The sequence below is a fragment of the Halarchaeum sp. P4 genome (assembly GCF_051195175.1).
Classification (GTDB): Archaea; Halobacteriota; Halobacteria; order Halobacteriales; family Halobacteriaceae; genus Halarchaeum.
Genome location: NZ_JBNTKC010000002.1, coordinates 1 through 14,990 on the forward strand (window position 1 = coordinate 1; position 14,990 = coordinate 14,990).

At 68.1% G+C, this 14,990-nt stretch carries 17 protein-coding genes; 5 read left to right on the forward strand and 12 right to left on the reverse strand.

What is annotated here, in order from left to right; translation table 11 throughout:
* Positions 1–317: 317 nt before the first annotated feature.
* Positions 318–728, reverse strand: a complete 411-nt coding sequence (locus tag ACQUS8_RS07945) for an Lrp/AsnC family transcriptional regulator (protein WP_435099271.1) — start codon at positions 726–728, stop codon at positions 318–320.
* A gap of 97 nt (positions 729–825) precedes the next feature.
* On the opposite strand from ACQUS8_RS07945, the gene carA reads away from it, so the two are divergent.
* Positions 826–1,884 carry a glutamine-hydrolyzing carbamoyl-phosphate synthase small subunit gene (gene carA, locus ACQUS8_RS07950; RefSeq protein ID WP_435099273.1) on the forward strand — a complete coding sequence of 353 codons (1,059 nt, stop codon included), beginning with the start codon at positions 826–828 and terminating at the stop codon, positions 1,882–1,884.
* A gap of 5 nt (positions 1,885–1,889) precedes the next feature.
* On the opposite strand, the gene ACQUS8_RS07955 is transcribed toward carA, so the two are convergent.
* The 3 genes from ACQUS8_RS07955 to ACQUS8_RS07965 are packed head-to-tail and all read right to left on the reverse strand — an operon-like array spanning position 1,890 to position 3,089.
* Positions 1,890–2,420: a DUF7504 family protein gene (locus ACQUS8_RS07955; RefSeq protein ID WP_435099275.1), complete on the reverse strand. Its 531-nt coding sequence runs from the start codon at positions 2,418–2,420 to the stop codon at positions 1,890–1,892.
* A complete protein-coding gene (locus tag ACQUS8_RS07960) occupies positions 2,410–2,778 on the reverse strand; it encodes a hypothetical protein (RefSeq protein WP_435099277.1) in 369 nt (122 codons plus the stop codon). Before ACQUS8_RS07960 ends, ACQUS8_RS07955 begins: the two co-directional genes overlap by 11 nt.
* On the reverse strand, positions 2,775–3,089 hold the full coding sequence (locus ACQUS8_RS07965) for a hypothetical protein (RefSeq protein WP_435099279.1): 315 nt from the start codon (positions 3,087–3,089) through the stop codon (positions 2,775–2,777). Before ACQUS8_RS07965 ends, ACQUS8_RS07960 begins: the two co-directional genes overlap by 4 nt.
* An 85-nt stretch (positions 3,090–3,174) precedes the next feature.
* On the opposite strand from ACQUS8_RS07965, the gene ACQUS8_RS07970 reads away from it, so the two are divergent.
* Entirely contained in the window at positions 3,175–3,477 is a 303-nt protein-coding gene (locus ACQUS8_RS07970) for a hypothetical protein (protein WP_435099281.1), read from the forward strand.
* A gap of 94 nt (positions 3,478–3,571) precedes the next feature.
* On the opposite strand, the gene carB is transcribed toward ACQUS8_RS07970, so the two are convergent.
* From carB to ACQUS8_RS07990, 4 genes are all read right to left on the reverse strand, one after another.
* Positions 3,572–6,820 (reverse strand): carbamoyl-phosphate synthase large subunit, encoded by a 3,249-nt coding sequence (gene carB / locus ACQUS8_RS07975; protein ID WP_435099283.1) that lies wholly within the window; start codon positions 6,818–6,820, stop codon positions 3,572–3,574.
* Between the two features lie 96 nt (positions 6,821–6,916).
* Positions 6,917–8,218, reverse strand: coding sequence for an OFA family MFS transporter (locus ACQUS8_RS07980; protein WP_435099284.1), 1,302 nt, complete (start codon positions 8,216–8,218; stop codon positions 6,917–6,919).
* A 180-nt stretch (positions 8,219–8,398) separates the two neighbouring features.
* Positions 8,399–8,962, reverse strand: a complete 564-nt coding sequence (locus ACQUS8_RS07985; protein ID WP_435099286.1) for a DUF5815 family protein — start codon at positions 8,960–8,962, stop codon at positions 8,399–8,401.
* A 2-nt stretch (positions 8,963–8,964) separates the two neighbouring features.
* Positions 8,965–9,384 carry a DUF7124 domain-containing protein gene (locus ACQUS8_RS07990; protein WP_435099288.1) on the reverse strand — a complete coding sequence of 140 codons (420 nt, stop codon included), beginning with the start codon at positions 9,382–9,384 and terminating at the stop codon, positions 8,965–8,967.
* A gap of 91 nt (positions 9,385–9,475) precedes the next feature.
* On the opposite strand from ACQUS8_RS07990, the gene ACQUS8_RS07995 reads away from it, so the two are divergent.
* On the forward strand, positions 9,476–9,775 hold the full coding sequence (locus ACQUS8_RS07995) for a hypothetical protein (protein WP_435099289.1): 300 nt from the start codon (positions 9,476–9,478) through the stop codon (positions 9,773–9,775).
* Positions 9,776–9,809: 34 nt separating this feature from the next.
* On the opposite strand, the gene ACQUS8_RS08000 is transcribed toward ACQUS8_RS07995, so the two are convergent.
* Both ACQUS8_RS08000 and ACQUS8_RS08005 read right to left on the reverse strand, forming a co-directional pair.
* Entirely contained in the window at positions 9,810–9,968 is a 159-nt protein-coding gene (locus tag ACQUS8_RS08000; RefSeq protein ID WP_435099291.1) for a hypothetical protein, read from the reverse strand.
* Between the two features lie 101 nt (positions 9,969–10,069).
* The gene (locus ACQUS8_RS08005; protein WP_435099293.1) at positions 10,070–11,314 is read right to left on the reverse strand and encodes an NAD(P)/FAD-dependent oxidoreductase; all 1,245 of its coding nucleotides are present in this window, start codon (positions 11,312–11,314) and stop codon (positions 10,070–10,072) included.
* Between the two features lie 128 nt (positions 11,315–11,442).
* Between ACQUS8_RS08005 and ACQUS8_RS08010 the strand changes: the two genes are divergently transcribed.
* A complete protein-coding gene (locus tag ACQUS8_RS08010; protein WP_435099295.1) occupies positions 11,443–12,018 on the forward strand; it encodes a DUF6149 family protein in 576 nt (191 codons plus the stop codon).
* On the opposite strand, the gene ACQUS8_RS08015 is transcribed toward ACQUS8_RS08010, so the two are convergent.
* On the reverse strand, positions 12,019–12,681 hold the full coding sequence (locus tag ACQUS8_RS08015) for an MBL fold metallo-hydrolase (protein ID WP_435099297.1): 663 nt from the start codon (positions 12,679–12,681) through the stop codon (positions 12,019–12,021).
* A 1-nt stretch (position 12,682) separates the two neighbouring features.
* Positions 12,683–13,999, reverse strand: a complete 1,317-nt coding sequence (locus ACQUS8_RS08020) for an NAD(P)/FAD-dependent oxidoreductase (protein ID WP_435099299.1) — start codon at positions 13,997–13,999, stop codon at positions 12,683–12,685.
* Between the two features lie 105 nt (positions 14,000–14,104).
* Here ACQUS8_RS08020 and ACQUS8_RS08025 point away from each other — a divergent pair, with 105 nt between their 5' ends.
* Positions 14,105–14,980 (forward strand): homoserine kinase, encoded by an 876-nt coding sequence (locus tag ACQUS8_RS08025; RefSeq protein WP_435099301.1) that lies wholly within the window; start codon positions 14,105–14,107, stop codon positions 14,978–14,980.
* The last annotated feature ends 10 nt before the right edge of the window (positions 14,981–14,990 follow it).

Sequence of the window (14,990 nt, forward strand, 5' to 3'; positions counted from 1 at the left end):
GAAATCTCCGTCTCCAGAACAAGTCTTGGCATCTGTTGACAGCATAGTATCCGAAGAGGGAGAAAAGTGAATTGGCTCTATCGACCGTTCTGCGCTGGCTAGCGTCCGGCGACCGAGCGGTCCGTCAGGACCCGGTATCTCGCGAGAACTCCGTTCTCGCTGAGTCACATTCGCTCACGACGTTCGCTCGCGTGACGGCCGCCGGTTCACTCGCCGGAGGCGAGGCGCAAGCACCCCCGTGGGGGGTGCGCAGGGCTTTTGGCCGAGCTTTTGCCAGCGACGGCGCGCGGAGCGCGCCGAGCGCAGCAAAAGGTCGTCTAGAGGGTCTCGTCGAGGATCAGGCGGGTCTTCGTCGTAGTGACGTCGTCGAGTTCGCGGGTCTTGGTGATGAGTTCGTTGACACGCGTGGTGTCCTTGGCATCGACGACGACGACGATGTCGAGTTCGCCGGAAACCTGCCAGACGAAGTCGACCTCGGGCCACTCAGCGATTTCGTCGCCGACGGCGTGCGTGTCGACGTCGACGGCGACGTCCACCTCGATCATGGCCTTGACGTTGCCGGTGCTGGTGGAGATGGTGAAGCGCTCGATGACCCCTTCCTCCTGTAGGCGCTCGACGCGGTTCCGGATAGTGCCCTCGCTGACGCCGAGTTCGTCGCCGATTTCGGTGTAGGGCGTCCTGGCGTCCCGTCGCAGGACGTCCAGAATCTGGCGGTCGAGGTCGTCCATATTCACGTCTAGGGAGGGGCGACGAAAGGAGTTACGAAATTCGTAGCGATGCTACGAAAGCAAGCCTTATGTTACGGCCGTTCGTTCGTTTCTCGTAATGTCGGACGCCTACCTCGCCCTCGAAACGGGGGACGTAGTCGAAGCGCGCGCACGCGCCCCGGGAGCCGCCCAGGGCGAACTCGTGTTCACAACCGCGTACACGGGCTACGAGGAGAGTCTCACTGACCCTTCCTACGAAGCGCAGGTACTCACCTTCGCCTACCCGCTCATCGGGAACTACGGCGTCCGAAGCGAACGCTTCGAGTCCGAGCGCGTGCACCCGCACGCCGTCGTCGCCCGCGAGATGACCGACGACGTCGCCGAGTGGCTCGAGTCCGAGGGCGTCCCCGCCGTCGACCACGTCGACACGCGCGACCTCGTGACGGACATCCGCGACCGGGGCGCGATGAAGGTCGGCGTCTCCGCCGGCCCCGACGCCTCTCCGGAGGAGGCGAAAGCCCAACTCGACGACTGCCCGCACATGAGCGACATCACGGACATCGGCGAGCGCGTCAGCGTCGACGAACCCGTCCACTACGAGGGCTCCGGCCCGCGCGTCGCCCTCGTCGACTGTGGCGCGAAGGGCTCCATCATCGACTCGCTCGCCGCGCGCGGCGCGGACATCCACGTCCTTCCCCACGACGTCTCCGCCGAGGACGTCGAGGCCCTCGACCCGGACGTCCTCTTCATCTCCAACGGCCCCGGCGACCCCGCGAACTTCGAGGCCGCCGAAGCGCTCGTCGACCACTTCAAGGGCGAGCTCCCCATCGCCGGCATCTGCCTCGGCCAGCAGGTCGTCGCCCGCGCGTTCGGCGGCACCACGGAGAAGATGGACTTCGGCCATCGGGGCGTCAACCAGCCGGTCCTCGACCACGACTCCGGCCGCGTCGTCATGACGACGCAGAACCACGGCTACACGGTCGGCGAACCCGGCGACCTCACGGTCACGCAGGTGAACGTCAACGACGACACGCCCGAAGGCCTCGACAGCGAGGAGTACGGCGTCCTCACGCGCCAGTACCACCCCGAGGCGAACCCCGGCCCGCACGACACGCTCGACTTCTTCGACGACGTGCTCGAACTCGCCGACTCGAAGACGACGATCACGGCGGACTGACAGCCCTATCGCGTTATTTTCTCGTCGGCGGTGTCGCGGAGTCGTGCGAGCGACCGCTCGCCCAGTACGCCGGTCGTCGTCGCGAGCACGCAGCGCGCGTCGCGCTTGCGGACGGCGCTGGCGATGGAGTCCACGAGGCGGTAGAGTCGCTCCTCCTCGACGTACATCGCGAGGACGCCGAGGTTGTCGACGACCACCCAACCCGCGCCGGGTTCGACGTGTCGGAACGCCTCCGAGAAGCGAATGCTGATACCGGTGAGGTCGCTCGGCGCGACCTGCTTGGTGATCCAGAGCGGGCCCGTGTAGTCAACCGTCGCGCCGGTGATGGGGACGACGCCGACACGGCCGGGCGTCCCGCCGTGCGACGTCACGGTCCGTTCGAGGCGCGCGAGGTCGCCTCGTGTTGTCAACACGAGGAGGTTATCGAAGGCGTCGCGCGGGAGCGATTCGACGACGCGCTCGCCGCTCGGGTGTTCGTAGAGGACGACGCTGCCGGGTTCAAGCGACGCCAGCGGCGACTCGTGCTCAGTGTTCATCCTCGAACCCCCCGACGAACTCCTCCGTCTCGACGTCCACGCCGCTCGCCCGCTCGAAGGTCACGAACTCGCGCGCGAAGCGCCACGTCGCGGCGACGCTCACCACGCCGCTCGCCGCGTAGGCGACGTAGGCGAACACGGCGACCAGCGGGCCAGCGTAGTGAGCGTCCACGAGGAGTTCGGCGACTGACCCGACGGCGAGGAGGACGAGCGCCGCGACGAGCAGGAGGACGCCCCGTCGGTAGAGGACGTTCTGCGAGTAGGCGACCACCGGATAGACGAACAGCAGGCAGACGAGGACGAGCACCACGACTTCGAGCAGCCACACGCTCCCGGGAAGCGCCGTGTGGAAACTCATCGCATCACCCGCCGTCCGGTCATCAGCGTCGCGAAACGCCACCCGGAGAGCGCGATGGCGGCGACGGCGAGTGCCCAGAGGCCGAGCGTTATCGGCCCGCCCTCACGCGACGTCGCCGGGTGGAACCCGATGGCTGTCGACGCCGTCATCGCCGCGAAGACGACGGGAAGCGGTGCGAGCGCGCGACCCCACTCGGTGCCGCGGAAGCCGAGGGCCGCGATGGTCGCGAACGTGCACGCGACGGTGGACGCGACGAGCGTGAGGAGGTTGAGCGCCGCAGTCACGTGCGTCGCCCAGAGTGGGAGTGACATCGTCGTCCCTGCACATCGGGAGGCCGACTACTAAGCGATGTGGCCCGGGTACAGGTTTTTGCCGCCGCCCGTCAAGGGTACACGCGTGAGCGACGACAGCGACACGAGTGGGAATCGCGCCTTCGGGACGGGAAACCACCTGACGTACACGGAGCTCCACGCGACGCTCCTCGGCGTGCTCGTCGGCGCAATCGCCGCCTACGTCGCGTTCCGCGGATTCGACGGCGTCAGCGTCGCACTCGCCGCGGGGTTCGTCGGCCTCGCGCTCGGCGTCGACCTCGGCGGCCGGCTCTCGCACGGCCAGCGGATCCTCCAGCGCGAACCGTGGTACGCCCTCGGCGGGTTCGTCGCCGTCGGCGGCCTCGTCCTCTTCCTCACCACGCCCTGACGAACGACGGACGCGAGGCTCGGCGGCAAGAGAACGGGAGAGAAAAACTAGAGCGCGGTCAGCGCGCGGTCTGCGTGCGACGTGCGAGTCGCGGTTACTCGTCGCGCGCGCCCCACTTCGCGTTCGTGATGGGGCGTGAGCTCACGGACTCGACGTCGAGCGGGTCCTCGCGATGCGAGAGCGCCTCGAGGCTCGCCTTCGCGCTTGCGACCGTCGAGATGTAGGGGAAGTCCTCCTCGACGGCGGTCCGGAGCGCTTCGACGTCGTCGCCGACGTAGAGGTCGATTTCGTCGGTGCGGATGGCCTCCGGGACGTCGTCGAACGCCTCGACGTCGTAGTACTCCTCGAAGCCCTCGAGGTCGAAGTCGACGACGGCGACGCCGTCTTCGGGGAGTTCGTTGCCGGCGGCGGACTGGGCCTTCTCGTAGGCCTTCCCGAAGGAGCGCGCGGTGCCCATGACCTCGCCCGTGGACTTCATCTCGGGACCGAGACGCGGGTCGGCACCCTCGAGGCGGTCGAACGGCAGGACGACCTCCTTCACGCTGTACTCCTCGGGGATGCCCTCCTCGACGCCAAGGTCGGCGATGGACTGGCCGGTCATGACCTTCGCCGCGAGCTTCGCGATGGGGACGCCCGTCGCCTTCGAGACGAACGGGACGGTCCGCGAGGAGCGCGGGTTCGCCTCCAGCACGTAGACCTCGCCGTCCTTCACGGCGAGCTGGACGTTCAGGAGGCCGACGGTTTCGAGGGCGCGCGCGATGTCCTCAACGACGTCCCGAACGCGGCCGAGCGTCTCCTCATCGAGGCTGCGCGGCGGGATGACGCACGCGGAGTCACCGGAGTGGACGCCGGCGGCCTCGACGTGCTCCATCACGCCGCCGATGAGGACGTCCTCGCCGTCAGCGACGGCGTCAACGTCGAGTTCCACCGCGTCGGCGAGGAACTCGTCGACGAGGATGGGCTTGTCGGGGGCGACGCGAACGGCCTCCTCGATGTACTCCTTCAGTTCGTCGTCGTCATGGACGACTTCCATTGCGCGCCCGCCGAGGACGTAGGACGGCCGGACGAGCACCGGGTAGCCGATGTCGTGGGCGAGTTCGAGGGCTTCCGCCTCGCTCGTCGCCGTGCCGCCCGACGGCTGGCTGATACCGAGGTCGTCCATCAGGACGTTGAAGCGGTCGCGGTCCTCCGCGAGGTCCATCGCCTCGACGCTCGTGCCGAGGATGTCCGCGTCGAGGCCGCGACGGTCGATTTCGGCCTCGAGTTCGTCCGCGACGTTCACGGACGTCTGGCCGCCGAACTGGACCATCACGCCGTCGGCGCCCGTCGCCTCGACGACGTCGGCGACCTCCTCGGCCGTGATGGGCTCGAAGAAGAGGCCGTCGGACGTGTCGTAGTCCGTGGAGACGGTTTCGGGGTTGTTGTTGACGACGTGGGCCTCGACGCCCTCCTCGCGGAGCGCGCGCACGGCGTGGACGGAGCAGTAGTCGAACTCGACGCCCTGCCCGATGCGGATGGGGCCGCCGCCGACGACGACGACGGAGTCGGTGTCGTGATCAACACGGAGTTCGCCGCCCGCGGCCTCACCCTCGAAGGGGCCGCTGAACCACTCGGGCTTGCGCGAGGAGTAGTAGTACGGCGTCTGCGCCTCGAACTCGCCCGCGCAGGTGTCGACCTGCTTGTAGGTGCGGCCGGGGACGTCTGCCTCGACGTCGTCGATGGTGACGCCCGCGCCGTCGGGGCGCGCGGTCGGTTCGTCCTCCTCGGGGCCGTGGTCGACGTCCGCCGGTAGCCACGACTCGTGGGTGTCCGCGAACTCGCCGCCGGCGAGCGCCGTGATTTCGTGGTTCGTGAAGCCCTCGATGGCGGCGTCCGTGAACTCGCCGTGCTTCGCGCCGTCGGCGGCCTCGGCGACCCGCGCGAAGCGCTCGACGTACCACTCCTCGATGCCGGTCAGCTCGACGATTTCCTCGACGGAGTAGCCCCGGTCGAAGGCCTCGAAGAGGCCGTAGGGGCGGTCGGGACTCGGGCGCTCGAGGTAGGTCTCCTCGAGTTCGGCGTCGCTGAGACTCGCCCAGTCGACGTCGGGTTCGTACTCGCTGGAGCGAAGCGCCTTCAGGAGCGACTCCTCGAAGGTGCGGCCGATGGCCATCGCCTCGCCCGTCGACTTCATCGCGGTGCCGAGCGTGAAGTCGACGTCGTCGAACTTGTCCTTGGGCCAGCGCGGCACCTTCGTGACGACGTAGTCGATGGCGGGCTCGAAGGCCGCCGTCGTCTCGCCCGTAATCTCGTTCGTAATCTCGTGGAGGCGCTTGCCGAGCGCGACCTTCGCGGTGACGCGCGCGATGGGGTAGCCGGTCGCCTTGGAGGCGAGCGCGGAGGAGCGGGAGACGCGCGGGTTCACCTCGACGACGCGGTATTCGCCGCCGGGCGTGCCGTCGTCGTGCCACGCGAACTGGATGTTACACCCGCCCTCGATGCCGAGGTCGCGGATGACTTCGAGCGCGGCGTCGCGCATCTCCTGATGGCCCTCGTCCGGGATGACCTGCGAGGGCGTGACGACCGTGGACTCCCCGGTGTGGATGCCCATCGGGTCGATGTTCTCCATGTTGCAGATGATGACCGTGGAGTCGCCGGCGTCGCGCATGACCTCGTACTCAAGTTCGACCCACCCGGAGATGGACTCGGTGATGAGGACCTCGCTGTTGCGCGAGAGGCGCAGGCCCTTGCGGACGCGGGACTTCAACTCGTCCATCTCCTCGACGACGCCGGAGCCCGACCCCCCGAGCGTGTAGGTCGTCCGGGAGATGACGGGGAGGCCGCCGACCTCGTCGACGGCGTCCTCGACGCGCTCGGCGATGTCGTCGTCGTTGAGCGTCTGGACGGATTCGCCCTCGTCGAGCGAGATGGTGGTCGAGCGCGGCACCGGCTGGCCGAGGTTCTCCATGCGCTGGCGGAAGAGGTCGCGGTCCTCGGTGGCGTAAATCGTATCGAGGGGCGTTCCCATGATTTCGACGTCGTACTCGTCGAGGACGCCTTCCTCGGCGAGTTCCGCGGTGACGTTCAGGCCGGTCTGCCCGCCGAGACCGGCGATGACGCCGTCGGGCTCTTCCTTCGCGATGACCTCCGCGATGGCTTCGGTGGTGATTGGTTCGATGTAGACCTCGTCCGCCATCTCGGGGTCCGTCATGATGGTGGCGGGGTTGGAGTTGACGAGGACGACTCGGGCACCCTCCTCTTGGAGGGCGCGACACGCCTGCGCGCCGGAGTAGTCGAACTCTGCCGCCTGGCCGATCTGTATCGGGCCGCTCCCGATGAGGAGGACGGTCCGGTCGTCACTCATGTGTACATCAGTGGAATGCGTACATCGTAATAAACGAAACGAAAGAGTGCAAATCTCGTAGTCGGATTACGAAAATCGTAACACACCGGCGAGCGGTCAGTTCGTCGCCGCTGGCGGGCGGACGGCGAGTGCGGCGACGCCGGCGACCACCGCGAGCGCGCCGCCGAGGAGGAACGTCCGGTCCCAGCCGAGCGACGAGACGAGCAGGCCCGTCACCGTCCCGCCGAGGACGCCGCCCCACATCTTCCCCGAGTAGAGCAGCGCGTAGTTCGCCGAGGAGTGCTTCGCGCCGTAGTAGTCCGCGACCAGCGTCGGGAACAGCGTGTACTTCGGGCTCCAGAAGAACGTCGCGACGACGACGGCCGCGACGAACACCGCCGGCATTCCCTGCACCCCGAAGTAGACGACGGCGAAGAGGCCGAGACCACAGAGGAGGAAGGACCCCGTCATCGTCCGCAGCGGGTCGAAGCGGTCCGCGGCCTCCCCGAGGACGAGCCGGCCCACCGCGCTCGACAGCGGGAGGAGCGTCGCCGCGAGCGTCGCGACGACCGGCGCGAGGTCGTGGTAGACGGCGTAGTCGACGACCTTCTCCGTCAACATCAGCCCCGACCCGGAGACGGCGACGAACATCGCGTACAGCAGCCAGAACTGCCACGTCCGCAGCATCTCGCGCCACGTGTACTGCTTCGGGCCGCCGGACGCCGACGAATCGCCGTCATCGTCCGTCTCCGCGTCGCCCCCGTCGCCGTCCGTCGTCCCCGCTCGCTCGCGGAACCAGCGCTCCGGCGGGTCGCGGATGACGACCGCGCCGGCGAGCACGACGAGGAAGATGAGTATCCCGATGTTCCGCAGGACGGCGACGTAGGTGTCGCCGGCGAGCGCCGAGCCGGTGTTCGCCCGAACGTACGGCACGAGCGCCGCCGGCCCCGCCGCGAACGCCATCGTCCCGATGCCGGCGGTGAGGCCGCGTCGGTCCGGGAACCATTTCAGTGCCGTGTTCACCGCGACGGTGTAGACGATGCCGACGCCGAACGCGCCCAGCGAGTAGGCGAGATAAACCTGCCACACAGTAGTCGCGTACGCGAGCGCGACGTAGCCGCCGCCCGCGAGCACCGCCGCGAGTACGCAGAGGCCGCGCGCGCCGTGGCGGTCGCGCCACCACCCCACCGGGAACTGTGAGCCAGCCTGCACGACGACGAACAGCGTGAACACCGTCGAGAGCGCCGCCGCCTCGATGCCGAGGTGGCGCGCCACCGGCGAGCGGAGACTCGACCAGACGTACTGGTAGGGGCCGACGACGGCCATCATTCCCGCCGCCGCGACGACGAGCCACCACCGCGAGAACCCGAGGACCTCCTTCGCGCGCGCGTCGTACCCCGCGTCGGCGTCGCCACTCATTCGTCCGATGGTAGATTCGCGCGCGGAAAAGGATGTCCGAGGCGGTAACTCCCGCGCTGCCTCAGACCGGCGTGTCGTACTCGTCGCCACTCGCGGCGTCGCCGTCACCGGAACGCGGCGCGTTCCGGTTTCGGGCGAGAATTCCGTTCACTCCACCACTCGTCGTTTCGTGGGCCCTCCCTATCGTTCAGCCCCACGTTCCCAGTCTCGCTCCTCGCGGTAGGTGTCGACGAACGCCTCGACGTCGAAGTCGAGCATCTGCTCCTCGAAGGCGCCCTGCGCGCCGTCGTCGCGCGTGTGACTCACCGCGTGCTCCATCAGCTCGACGACGAGTTCGACGACGTGCTCGTGGAGCGTCCGGGCGTCGAAGCTCGTCACCCAGAGGAGCGCGTAGCCGACGGTGCCGTCCTCGCCCGCGTCCACGGCGACCACCTCGTCGGGGAACTCCTCCATGACGCTCCCCATCAGGTGTGGCGTGCCGAACTCCTCGAAGGCGTCGTCGTCGCTCGGCGACACGCTCGCGCGCAATACCTCGACGACGTCCTCCGGGACGAACCGGGAGGGCGGGTGCATGTCCATCACGACGGCGTGGCGCTCGCCACACGCACACTCGTACTCGCGCATCCCGAGGTCGAACTCGCCACGGTGGAGCGTCTCACCGCAGGGGAGCGTGACCGTGCCGTCGTCGGGTGCGTTCGACTCGTCGTCGTTCCCACCGGCGTCGGGGACGCGCGGGCCGGCCATCGTCAGGGCCAGTCGTCGCGCTCCGGTTCGCGGGCCTCCATCGGGTCCTCGGCGTCCTCACCGAGTTCCCAGCCCGCGGCCTCCGCCGCGTCCTCGACTGCGAGGTACTCCCAGCCGGTCTCGCCGGCGAGCTCCTCGTCCTCCTCGCTGTCGCCGACGAGGACATGGCGCTCCGTGTCGAACTGCTCCTTCACGTTCTGGAGGCTCTCGCGCTTGCTCTTCGGGCCGGAGAAGAAGTCCTGCCGGATGCGGCGCTTGCGCGTGAAGTTCGTCACGACGTAGGTCGGTTCGTCGCTCACGACGCCGACGTACTCCGTCCACTGTCGGGCGTCCGCGAACGCCGTCCCGGGCTTCGCGAGTCGCTTGAGCGCGGACAACTCGAAGGCGAGCGTCATGTCCGTGCTCCCGCCGCTCATGCTCATACCTACAGGTGGGCCGTTCGCGTGGAAAACGGCTTCGGTCGGGGCGACACGAAGCCACAACGCCTTACGTGTCGCCCGATGCACTCAGCGTATGGAGTGGCCGCTGCTGTTCGTGACCGCCGCCACCGGCTCCGTCCTGATGGTGGCGTTCGCCGCCTACATCTGGGTCGACGACTCCTTCGACGCCCGCGAGCGCGCGACGAGCACGCTGTTCACGCTCGCGATGCTCTCCTTCTGCGTCGCGAGCGCCAGCGGCGACCCCGTCCTCGGGCTCGAACTTCCCGAGTGGACACGAACTGGCGGGCTCGTCCTCGAACTCCTCTTTGTCGCACTCGGCGTCGCCGTCAACTACCTCACCCGGAGCGACGGTGACGAAGAAACCGCTACTTAGTTTTCCACGCGCACGCGGTAGTAGCCGGTGTACTTCACGACGTCCCCGTCCTGGAGCGTGCTCGGCCGGCCGCGTCGCTCCTCGAGGGCCGCGTGGAACCCGTCGCGTCGCCGGCGTCGAGTTCGTCGTAGTCACGAACGCGGGCGTCCGCACCCACGTCGCTGACTGGTTCGGCAACGAGTGTCGTACGCATAGGTGTCCAGCCTATGGGACCCGCCAACAAAAAGGGGTGTTCAGGAGCGAAAAGCGGCGTGAAGCCGAAGTACCGGCGATTTCCGCCGTTCTCTCGGACGTTTAGAGGTCAACGTCGAGCTCGTCGAGCTCGAAGTTCTCCTGCAGGAGGACGTCGGACTGGTCGGCGACCTCCGCCTCACCGCGGATGAGCTGCTTGTACTTCGACTGCGGCGCGAGGTTGCCGATGAGGACGCCGCCGATGAGCTTGCCGTCCTCGAAGGCGAGGCGGCGCCACTCGGTCTCGGAGTAGCGGCGCTCGACGTGCTCGTCGCCGTCGGTCGGGAACCCGAAGGAGAGGAACGGGAAGTCGAAGTGGGTGATGGAGTAGGAGGACACCCAGCGGAACTCGTCGACTTCCTCCTCGACGTCGTCGGCGACCATCGCGTGGCCCGCGACCGAGCCCTGCTGTTTCGCGGAGCCCCACGAACCGTTCTGCGCGCGCGTGTCCCGGATGGTGTCGTAGAAGCGGGTGATGTCGCCGGCGGCGAAGACGTCCTCGACGTTCGTGCGCATGTACTCGTCGACGACGATGCCGTCGTCCATCTCGACGCCGGTGTCCTGGAGGAACTCGACGTTGAAGTTCAGGCCGATGGCGACGCCGACGAAGTCGGACTCGTAGCGCTCGCCGTCCCCGCCGATGGTGGCGACGACGTTCCCGTCGTCGTCCGTCTCGAAGCGCGACGCGCCGGACTCGAAGACGGGTTCGACGCCCTTCTCGGCGAGGGCGTCGTGGATGATTTCGGCGCCGTCCTCGCTGAGGGCGTAGCGCCACCAGCGGTTCCCGCGCATCAGGTATTTCGCCTCGATGCCCTGCGCGGCGCAGATGGCGGCGAGGTCGATGCCGAGCAGCCCCGCGCCGACGATGGCGCCGGTGTCGGCGTCCTCGGCGTCCTCGCGGATACGACGGGCGTCCTCGAACGTCCAGAAGTGGTGGATGCCGTCCGCGTCGGAGTTCTCGACGGGCAGCTGGGTCGGCGTCCCGCCGGTCGCGACGAGGAGCTTGTCGTACTCGAGGTCCTCGCCGTCGTGCGTGTGGACGACGTGTGCGTCCGTGTCGACGCCCGTGACGAGCGTGTTGAGTCGGAGGTCGATGTCGCGCTCCTCGTACCACGACTCGTCGTGGATGGAAATCGGCGCTTCGGGGAGCTTCCCCTTCGCGAACTCCTTGATCAGGATGCGGTTGTACAGGGCTTCGCCCTCGTCTGTGACGACGGTGACGTCGGCCTCAGGGGCGCGCTCGCGGAGTGTCTCCGCTGCGGAACTGCCCGCGACCCCGTCGCCGATTATCACGAACGACTCGCTCATACTGGCACTGTGCGTTCCGGGTTAAAGTGGATTGCTATCCGTCCACGCTCCCGGCACGCGTTACCGGAGTGTGGCACAAATCCCCCGACACGAGTAGGTCTTTGTATCTCGCAGCCGAATCAGCACACATGAAACTGCGCCAGAACGTCCGGCACTTCGCCAGCAAGAAGGCGCTGGAACTTCCGGTCGTCGGCGACGTCGTTCACGACAAGCTCGTCGACCTCCACGTCTCTATCTTCGCGGGGTGGGCGGACCCCGACCACCGCGAGGAACGCGAACCCCATCTGGAGGCGTTCTTCGACGCCGCCATCGAGATGTACCTCGTCGCCCTCCAGGAGGGATTCGATGAGGCGACGGCGCGCGAGATGACGCACATCGTCGGCACCTTCGACTTCCACAACCACGGCTGGGCGGAGATGATGGAGTTCCCGCCCGAGGAAGTCGCGGCCCACTACGAACGCCACCGTGAGTTCTTCGAGCGCCACGGTATCACGTCCGACGACCCGCTCGGCGAGTTCGCGCCGGAAGGCGGCCTGCCGGAAGCACCCGAAACGCCCGAGCGCCTGGAGACGAGCGACTTCCCGCACGCCGAGGGCGGATTCGCCGACGACGTCTACGTCGAGGACGAGGGCGGCGAGACGAAACGCGGCGGCGACGAGGAACCCGACAACGTGAGCGTTCGCGACGCACCCGGCGCGCCCTGATTAGTCGAGCGCGTCCCGGAGCGCCCGTTTGCCGCCGGTGACGAGCGGCGTCCCGTGGCCCATACAGGCCACGTCGAACGCGCGTCCGTCACGAACGAGGTAGTCGATGCTCTCACGGACGTCGTCGGTGTCGTAGCTCAACGCCCACGGCGACGGTTCGAGTCGCCCGTCAGTCTCGCGGACGAGGTCGCCGAGGAACGCGATACCCCTGTCCCGGGAGACGTAGGCGACGTGACCGGGCGTGTGCCCGGGCGTCGCGTACGCCGTGAAACTCCCGATTTCGTCGCCGTCAGCGACGTACTCGACGTCAGCGAGCGTCGGCGCGAACAGGCCGGTGACGCGCTGGAAGAGACCCTTCCGATTGGCAAGCGGTGGCGTGCGCCGGCCGGTCAAGAAGTCGGCGTCCCGCGCGCCCGCGTAGACGGGCGCGTCGAGGTCAAGCCAACCGAGGCCGCCGACGTGGTCGAGGTCGTAGTGCGTCAGGAGGATGCGGTCGACGTCCGCCAGCGCGTAGCCCGCTTCCGCGACGCCCGCACGAACGTCGTCGGCGTGCCACGGCAGTCCCGCGTCGACCAGCACGAGGTCGTTGCCGTCCTCCACGAGGTAGGCGTTCGTCCCGCCGAGGTCGAGCCACCAGCAGCCCGCGACCAGTTCCTCGACCATCTCAGTGTTTTTCCGCGATGCGGTCCGCGACCTCGTAGCCCGCGACGATGCCGCCGTTCAGCGAGCGCTCGGGATACTGGGCCTCGCTCGCCATCCCCGCGTAGTAGACGCCCTCCGCGACGTCCTCGCCGAGGTCGTAGGGCACCACCATGTCGAGGTACCCCCGCTCGTAGATGGGCGCGGTTCGGGGGTTGCGCGCGGTCTTCACCCAGTTCACCTGCGAGCGGTCGAAGTCGGGGAAGAGGTCCGCGATGCCGTCCAGCCACGTCTCCGCGACCTCGTCGTCGTCCATCTGCCAGACGGGGTCCTCGGGGCTCTGGATGTACTTCGGGACGTAGAGGAGGTGCTCGCCGCCGTAGTTCGACTGGTGGATGAAGTTCGTGTGCTCGATGAGCGCGCCGAAGGGCGCGTCGTCCGCGACGTTCAGCCAGTAGGTGTCGGTCAGCGACTCCTCCATCGAGACCACCGAGCAGACCGTCCCCTGGAACTCGATGTCACACTCGTAGCCCGTGAGTTCCTCGAGGACGTTCGGCATCGTCGCGACGACGACGGCATCGACGTCGTGGGTCTCCACCTCGCCGCTCGCGTCCTCGGTGGTGAGCGTCTCGACGCCGTCCTCGGTGTAGCCGACGTTCGTCACGCGCGTGTTCGTCTCCACAGTGTCGCTCCCGACGTCGGCGAGGAGTTCGTCGAGCAACCGGCCGAACCCACCTCGCAGGTAGCCGAGGGGCTCGCCCTTCAGGAGGTCGCGCTCCCCGCGGAACTTGATGCGCCCGAGGAGCCACGCCGCCGAGACGTCCTCCGCGCGCTCGCCGAACTTCGCCTCGAGGAGCGGCTCGAAGAACGTCTCGTAGACGTTCTCGGTGGTGTGCTCGACGCAGAACTCCTTGACGGGGACGTCCTCGTAGTCCCGCAAGTCCTCGTAGGAGTCGAACTTCGGAATCCCGCCCCGGACGTCGATGTCGAGGACGAGCATCCCCAGCCGGAAGGTGTCGTAGAGGCTCCAGTAGGGGAAGGCGAGAATCTCCCACGGCTTGTCCATCGGGTGGACCGTCCCGTCGATGTAGTAGGCGTTCTTGCCGATGGGCCACTCCAGGTCGTCCTTGAGACCGAGCTCCTCGATGAGCTCGACGATGGTCTCCTCGGAGCCCGAGAGGTGGTGATAGAACTTCTCGAGCCTGTCCCCGGCCGTCTCGTACGTCGCCGCCAACCCGCCGACCGAGTCGGACGCCTCGAACACCGTGACCTCGTGACCGGCGCGCTGGAGTCGCCGGGCCGCCGCCAGCCCCGCGATACCGCCGCCGACGATACCTATCATGGCCGAGAGTGCGTCCCCAGTCCCGGTTAGCGTTACGGTCGGTGGCGTTCGGGTCGACGCCGCGTGTTCGCTACTCTTTTCCCCCACGGTACGGTACGAGCGCGCATGCTTACGGTCCGTGCCCCCGCGACGAGCGCGAACCTCGGAAGCGGGTTCGACGTGTTCGGCGTCGCGCTCGACCGGCCCGCCGACGTCGTCAGCGTCGAACGGGCCGACGAGACCAGTATCGAGGTCTCGGGCGCCGGCGCGCAGTACATCCCCGAGGACCCCCGGAAGAACACCGCGGGGGTCGTCGCCGAGGAGCTCGACGCGCCCGCGCGCATCGTCATCGACAAGGGCGTGCGTCCGTCCTCGGGGCTCGGCTCCAGCGCGGCGTCCGCCGCCGCCACCGCCGTCGCGCTCGACGCGCTCTACGAACGTGACCTCAGCGGCGAGGAGCTCGTCCGCGTCGCCGCCGAGGGCGAGGCCGCCGTCTCGGGCGAGGCGCACGCTGACAACGTCGCGCCCTCGATTCTCGGCGGCTTCACGGTCGTTCGGGACGATGGGGTCGTCAGCATCGACGCTGACGTTCCACTCGTCGCCTGCCTCCCTGACATCGCCGTCTCGACGCGCGACGCGCGCGGTGTCGTCCCCGACTCCGCGAGCATGGACGACATCGTCCACACCGTCGGGAGCGCCGCGACTTTGACGGCAGGAATGCAGCGCGACGACCCGACGCTCGTCGGACGCGGGATGGACGAGCGCGTCGTCACGCCCGCACGCGCGGAGCTCATCGACGGCTACGACGACGTCTGCGCGGCCGCGAAGGACGCGGGCGCGACGGGCGTGACAGTCAGCGGCGCCGGCCCGGCGATTATCGCCGCTTGCTATCCCGCCCGTCAGCGCGCCGTCGCGTCCGCGATGGTCGACGCCTTCGAGGACGCCGGCGTGGACGCGCGCGCGTACCGCTCCTCGGTCGGGAGCGGTGCGGAAATCCTCTGACGCGTCGGCC

What these genes read in the sequence shown, in the direction of transcription:
- ACQUS8_RS07945 (WP_435099271.1), bottom strand. Translation starts at nt 728, where the DNA reads ATGGACGACCTCGACCGCCAGATTCTGGACGTCCTGCGACGGGACGCC.
- carA (WP_435099273.1), top strand. Translation starts at nt 826, where the DNA reads ATGTCGGACGCCTACCTCGCCCTCGAAACGGGGGACGTAGTCGAAGCG.
- ACQUS8_RS07955 (WP_435099275.1), bottom strand. Translation starts at nt 2,420, where the DNA reads ATGAACACTGAGCACGAGTCGCCGCTGGCGTCGCTTGAACCCGGCAGC.
- ACQUS8_RS07960 (WP_435099277.1), bottom strand. Translation starts at nt 2,778, where the DNA reads ATGAGTTTCCACACGGCGCTTCCCGGGAGCGTGTGGCTGCTCGAAGTC.
- ACQUS8_RS07965 (WP_435099279.1), bottom strand. Translation starts at nt 3,089, where the DNA reads ATGTCACTCCCACTCTGGGCGACGCACGTGACTGCGGCGCTCAACCTC.
- carB (WP_435099283.1), bottom strand. Translation starts at nt 6,820, where the DNA reads ATGAGTGACGACCGGACCGTCCTCCTCATCGGGAGCGGCCCGATACAG.
- ACQUS8_RS07980 (WP_435099284.1), bottom strand. Translation starts at nt 8,218, where the DNA reads ATGAGTGGCGACGCCGACGCGGGGTACGACGCGCGCGCGAAGGAGGTC.
- ACQUS8_RS07985 (WP_435099286.1), bottom strand. Translation starts at nt 8,962, where the DNA reads ATGGCCGGCCCGCGCGTCCCCGACGCCGGTGGGAACGACGACGAGTCG.
- ACQUS8_RS07990 (WP_435099288.1), bottom strand. Translation starts at nt 9,384, where the DNA reads ATGAGCATGAGCGGCGGGAGCACGGACATGACGCTCGCCTTCGAGTTG.
- ACQUS8_RS07995 (WP_435099289.1), top strand. Translation starts at nt 9,476, where the DNA reads ATGGAGTGGCCGCTGCTGTTCGTGACCGCCGCCACCGGCTCCGTCCTG.
- ACQUS8_RS08000 (WP_435099291.1), bottom strand. Translation starts at nt 9,968, where the DNA reads ATGCGTACGACACTCGTTGCCGAACCAGTCAGCGACGTGGGTGCGGAC.
- ACQUS8_RS08005 (WP_435099293.1), bottom strand. Translation starts at nt 11,314, where the DNA reads ATGAGCGAGTCGTTCGTGATAATCGGCGACGGGGTCGCGGGCAGTTCC.
- ACQUS8_RS08010 (WP_435099295.1), top strand. Translation starts at nt 11,443, where the DNA reads ATGAAACTGCGCCAGAACGTCCGGCACTTCGCCAGCAAGAAGGCGCTG.
- ACQUS8_RS08015 (WP_435099297.1), bottom strand. Translation starts at nt 12,681, where the DNA reads ATGGTCGAGGAACTGGTCGCGGGCTGCTGGTGGCTCGACCTCGGCGGG.
- ACQUS8_RS08020 (WP_435099299.1), bottom strand. Translation starts at nt 13,999, where the DNA reads ATGATAGGTATCGTCGGCGGCGGTATCGCGGGGCTGGCGGCGGCCCGG.
- ACQUS8_RS08025 (WP_435099301.1), top strand. Translation starts at nt 14,105, where the DNA reads ATGCTTACGGTCCGTGCCCCCGCGACGAGCGCGAACCTCGGAAGCGGG.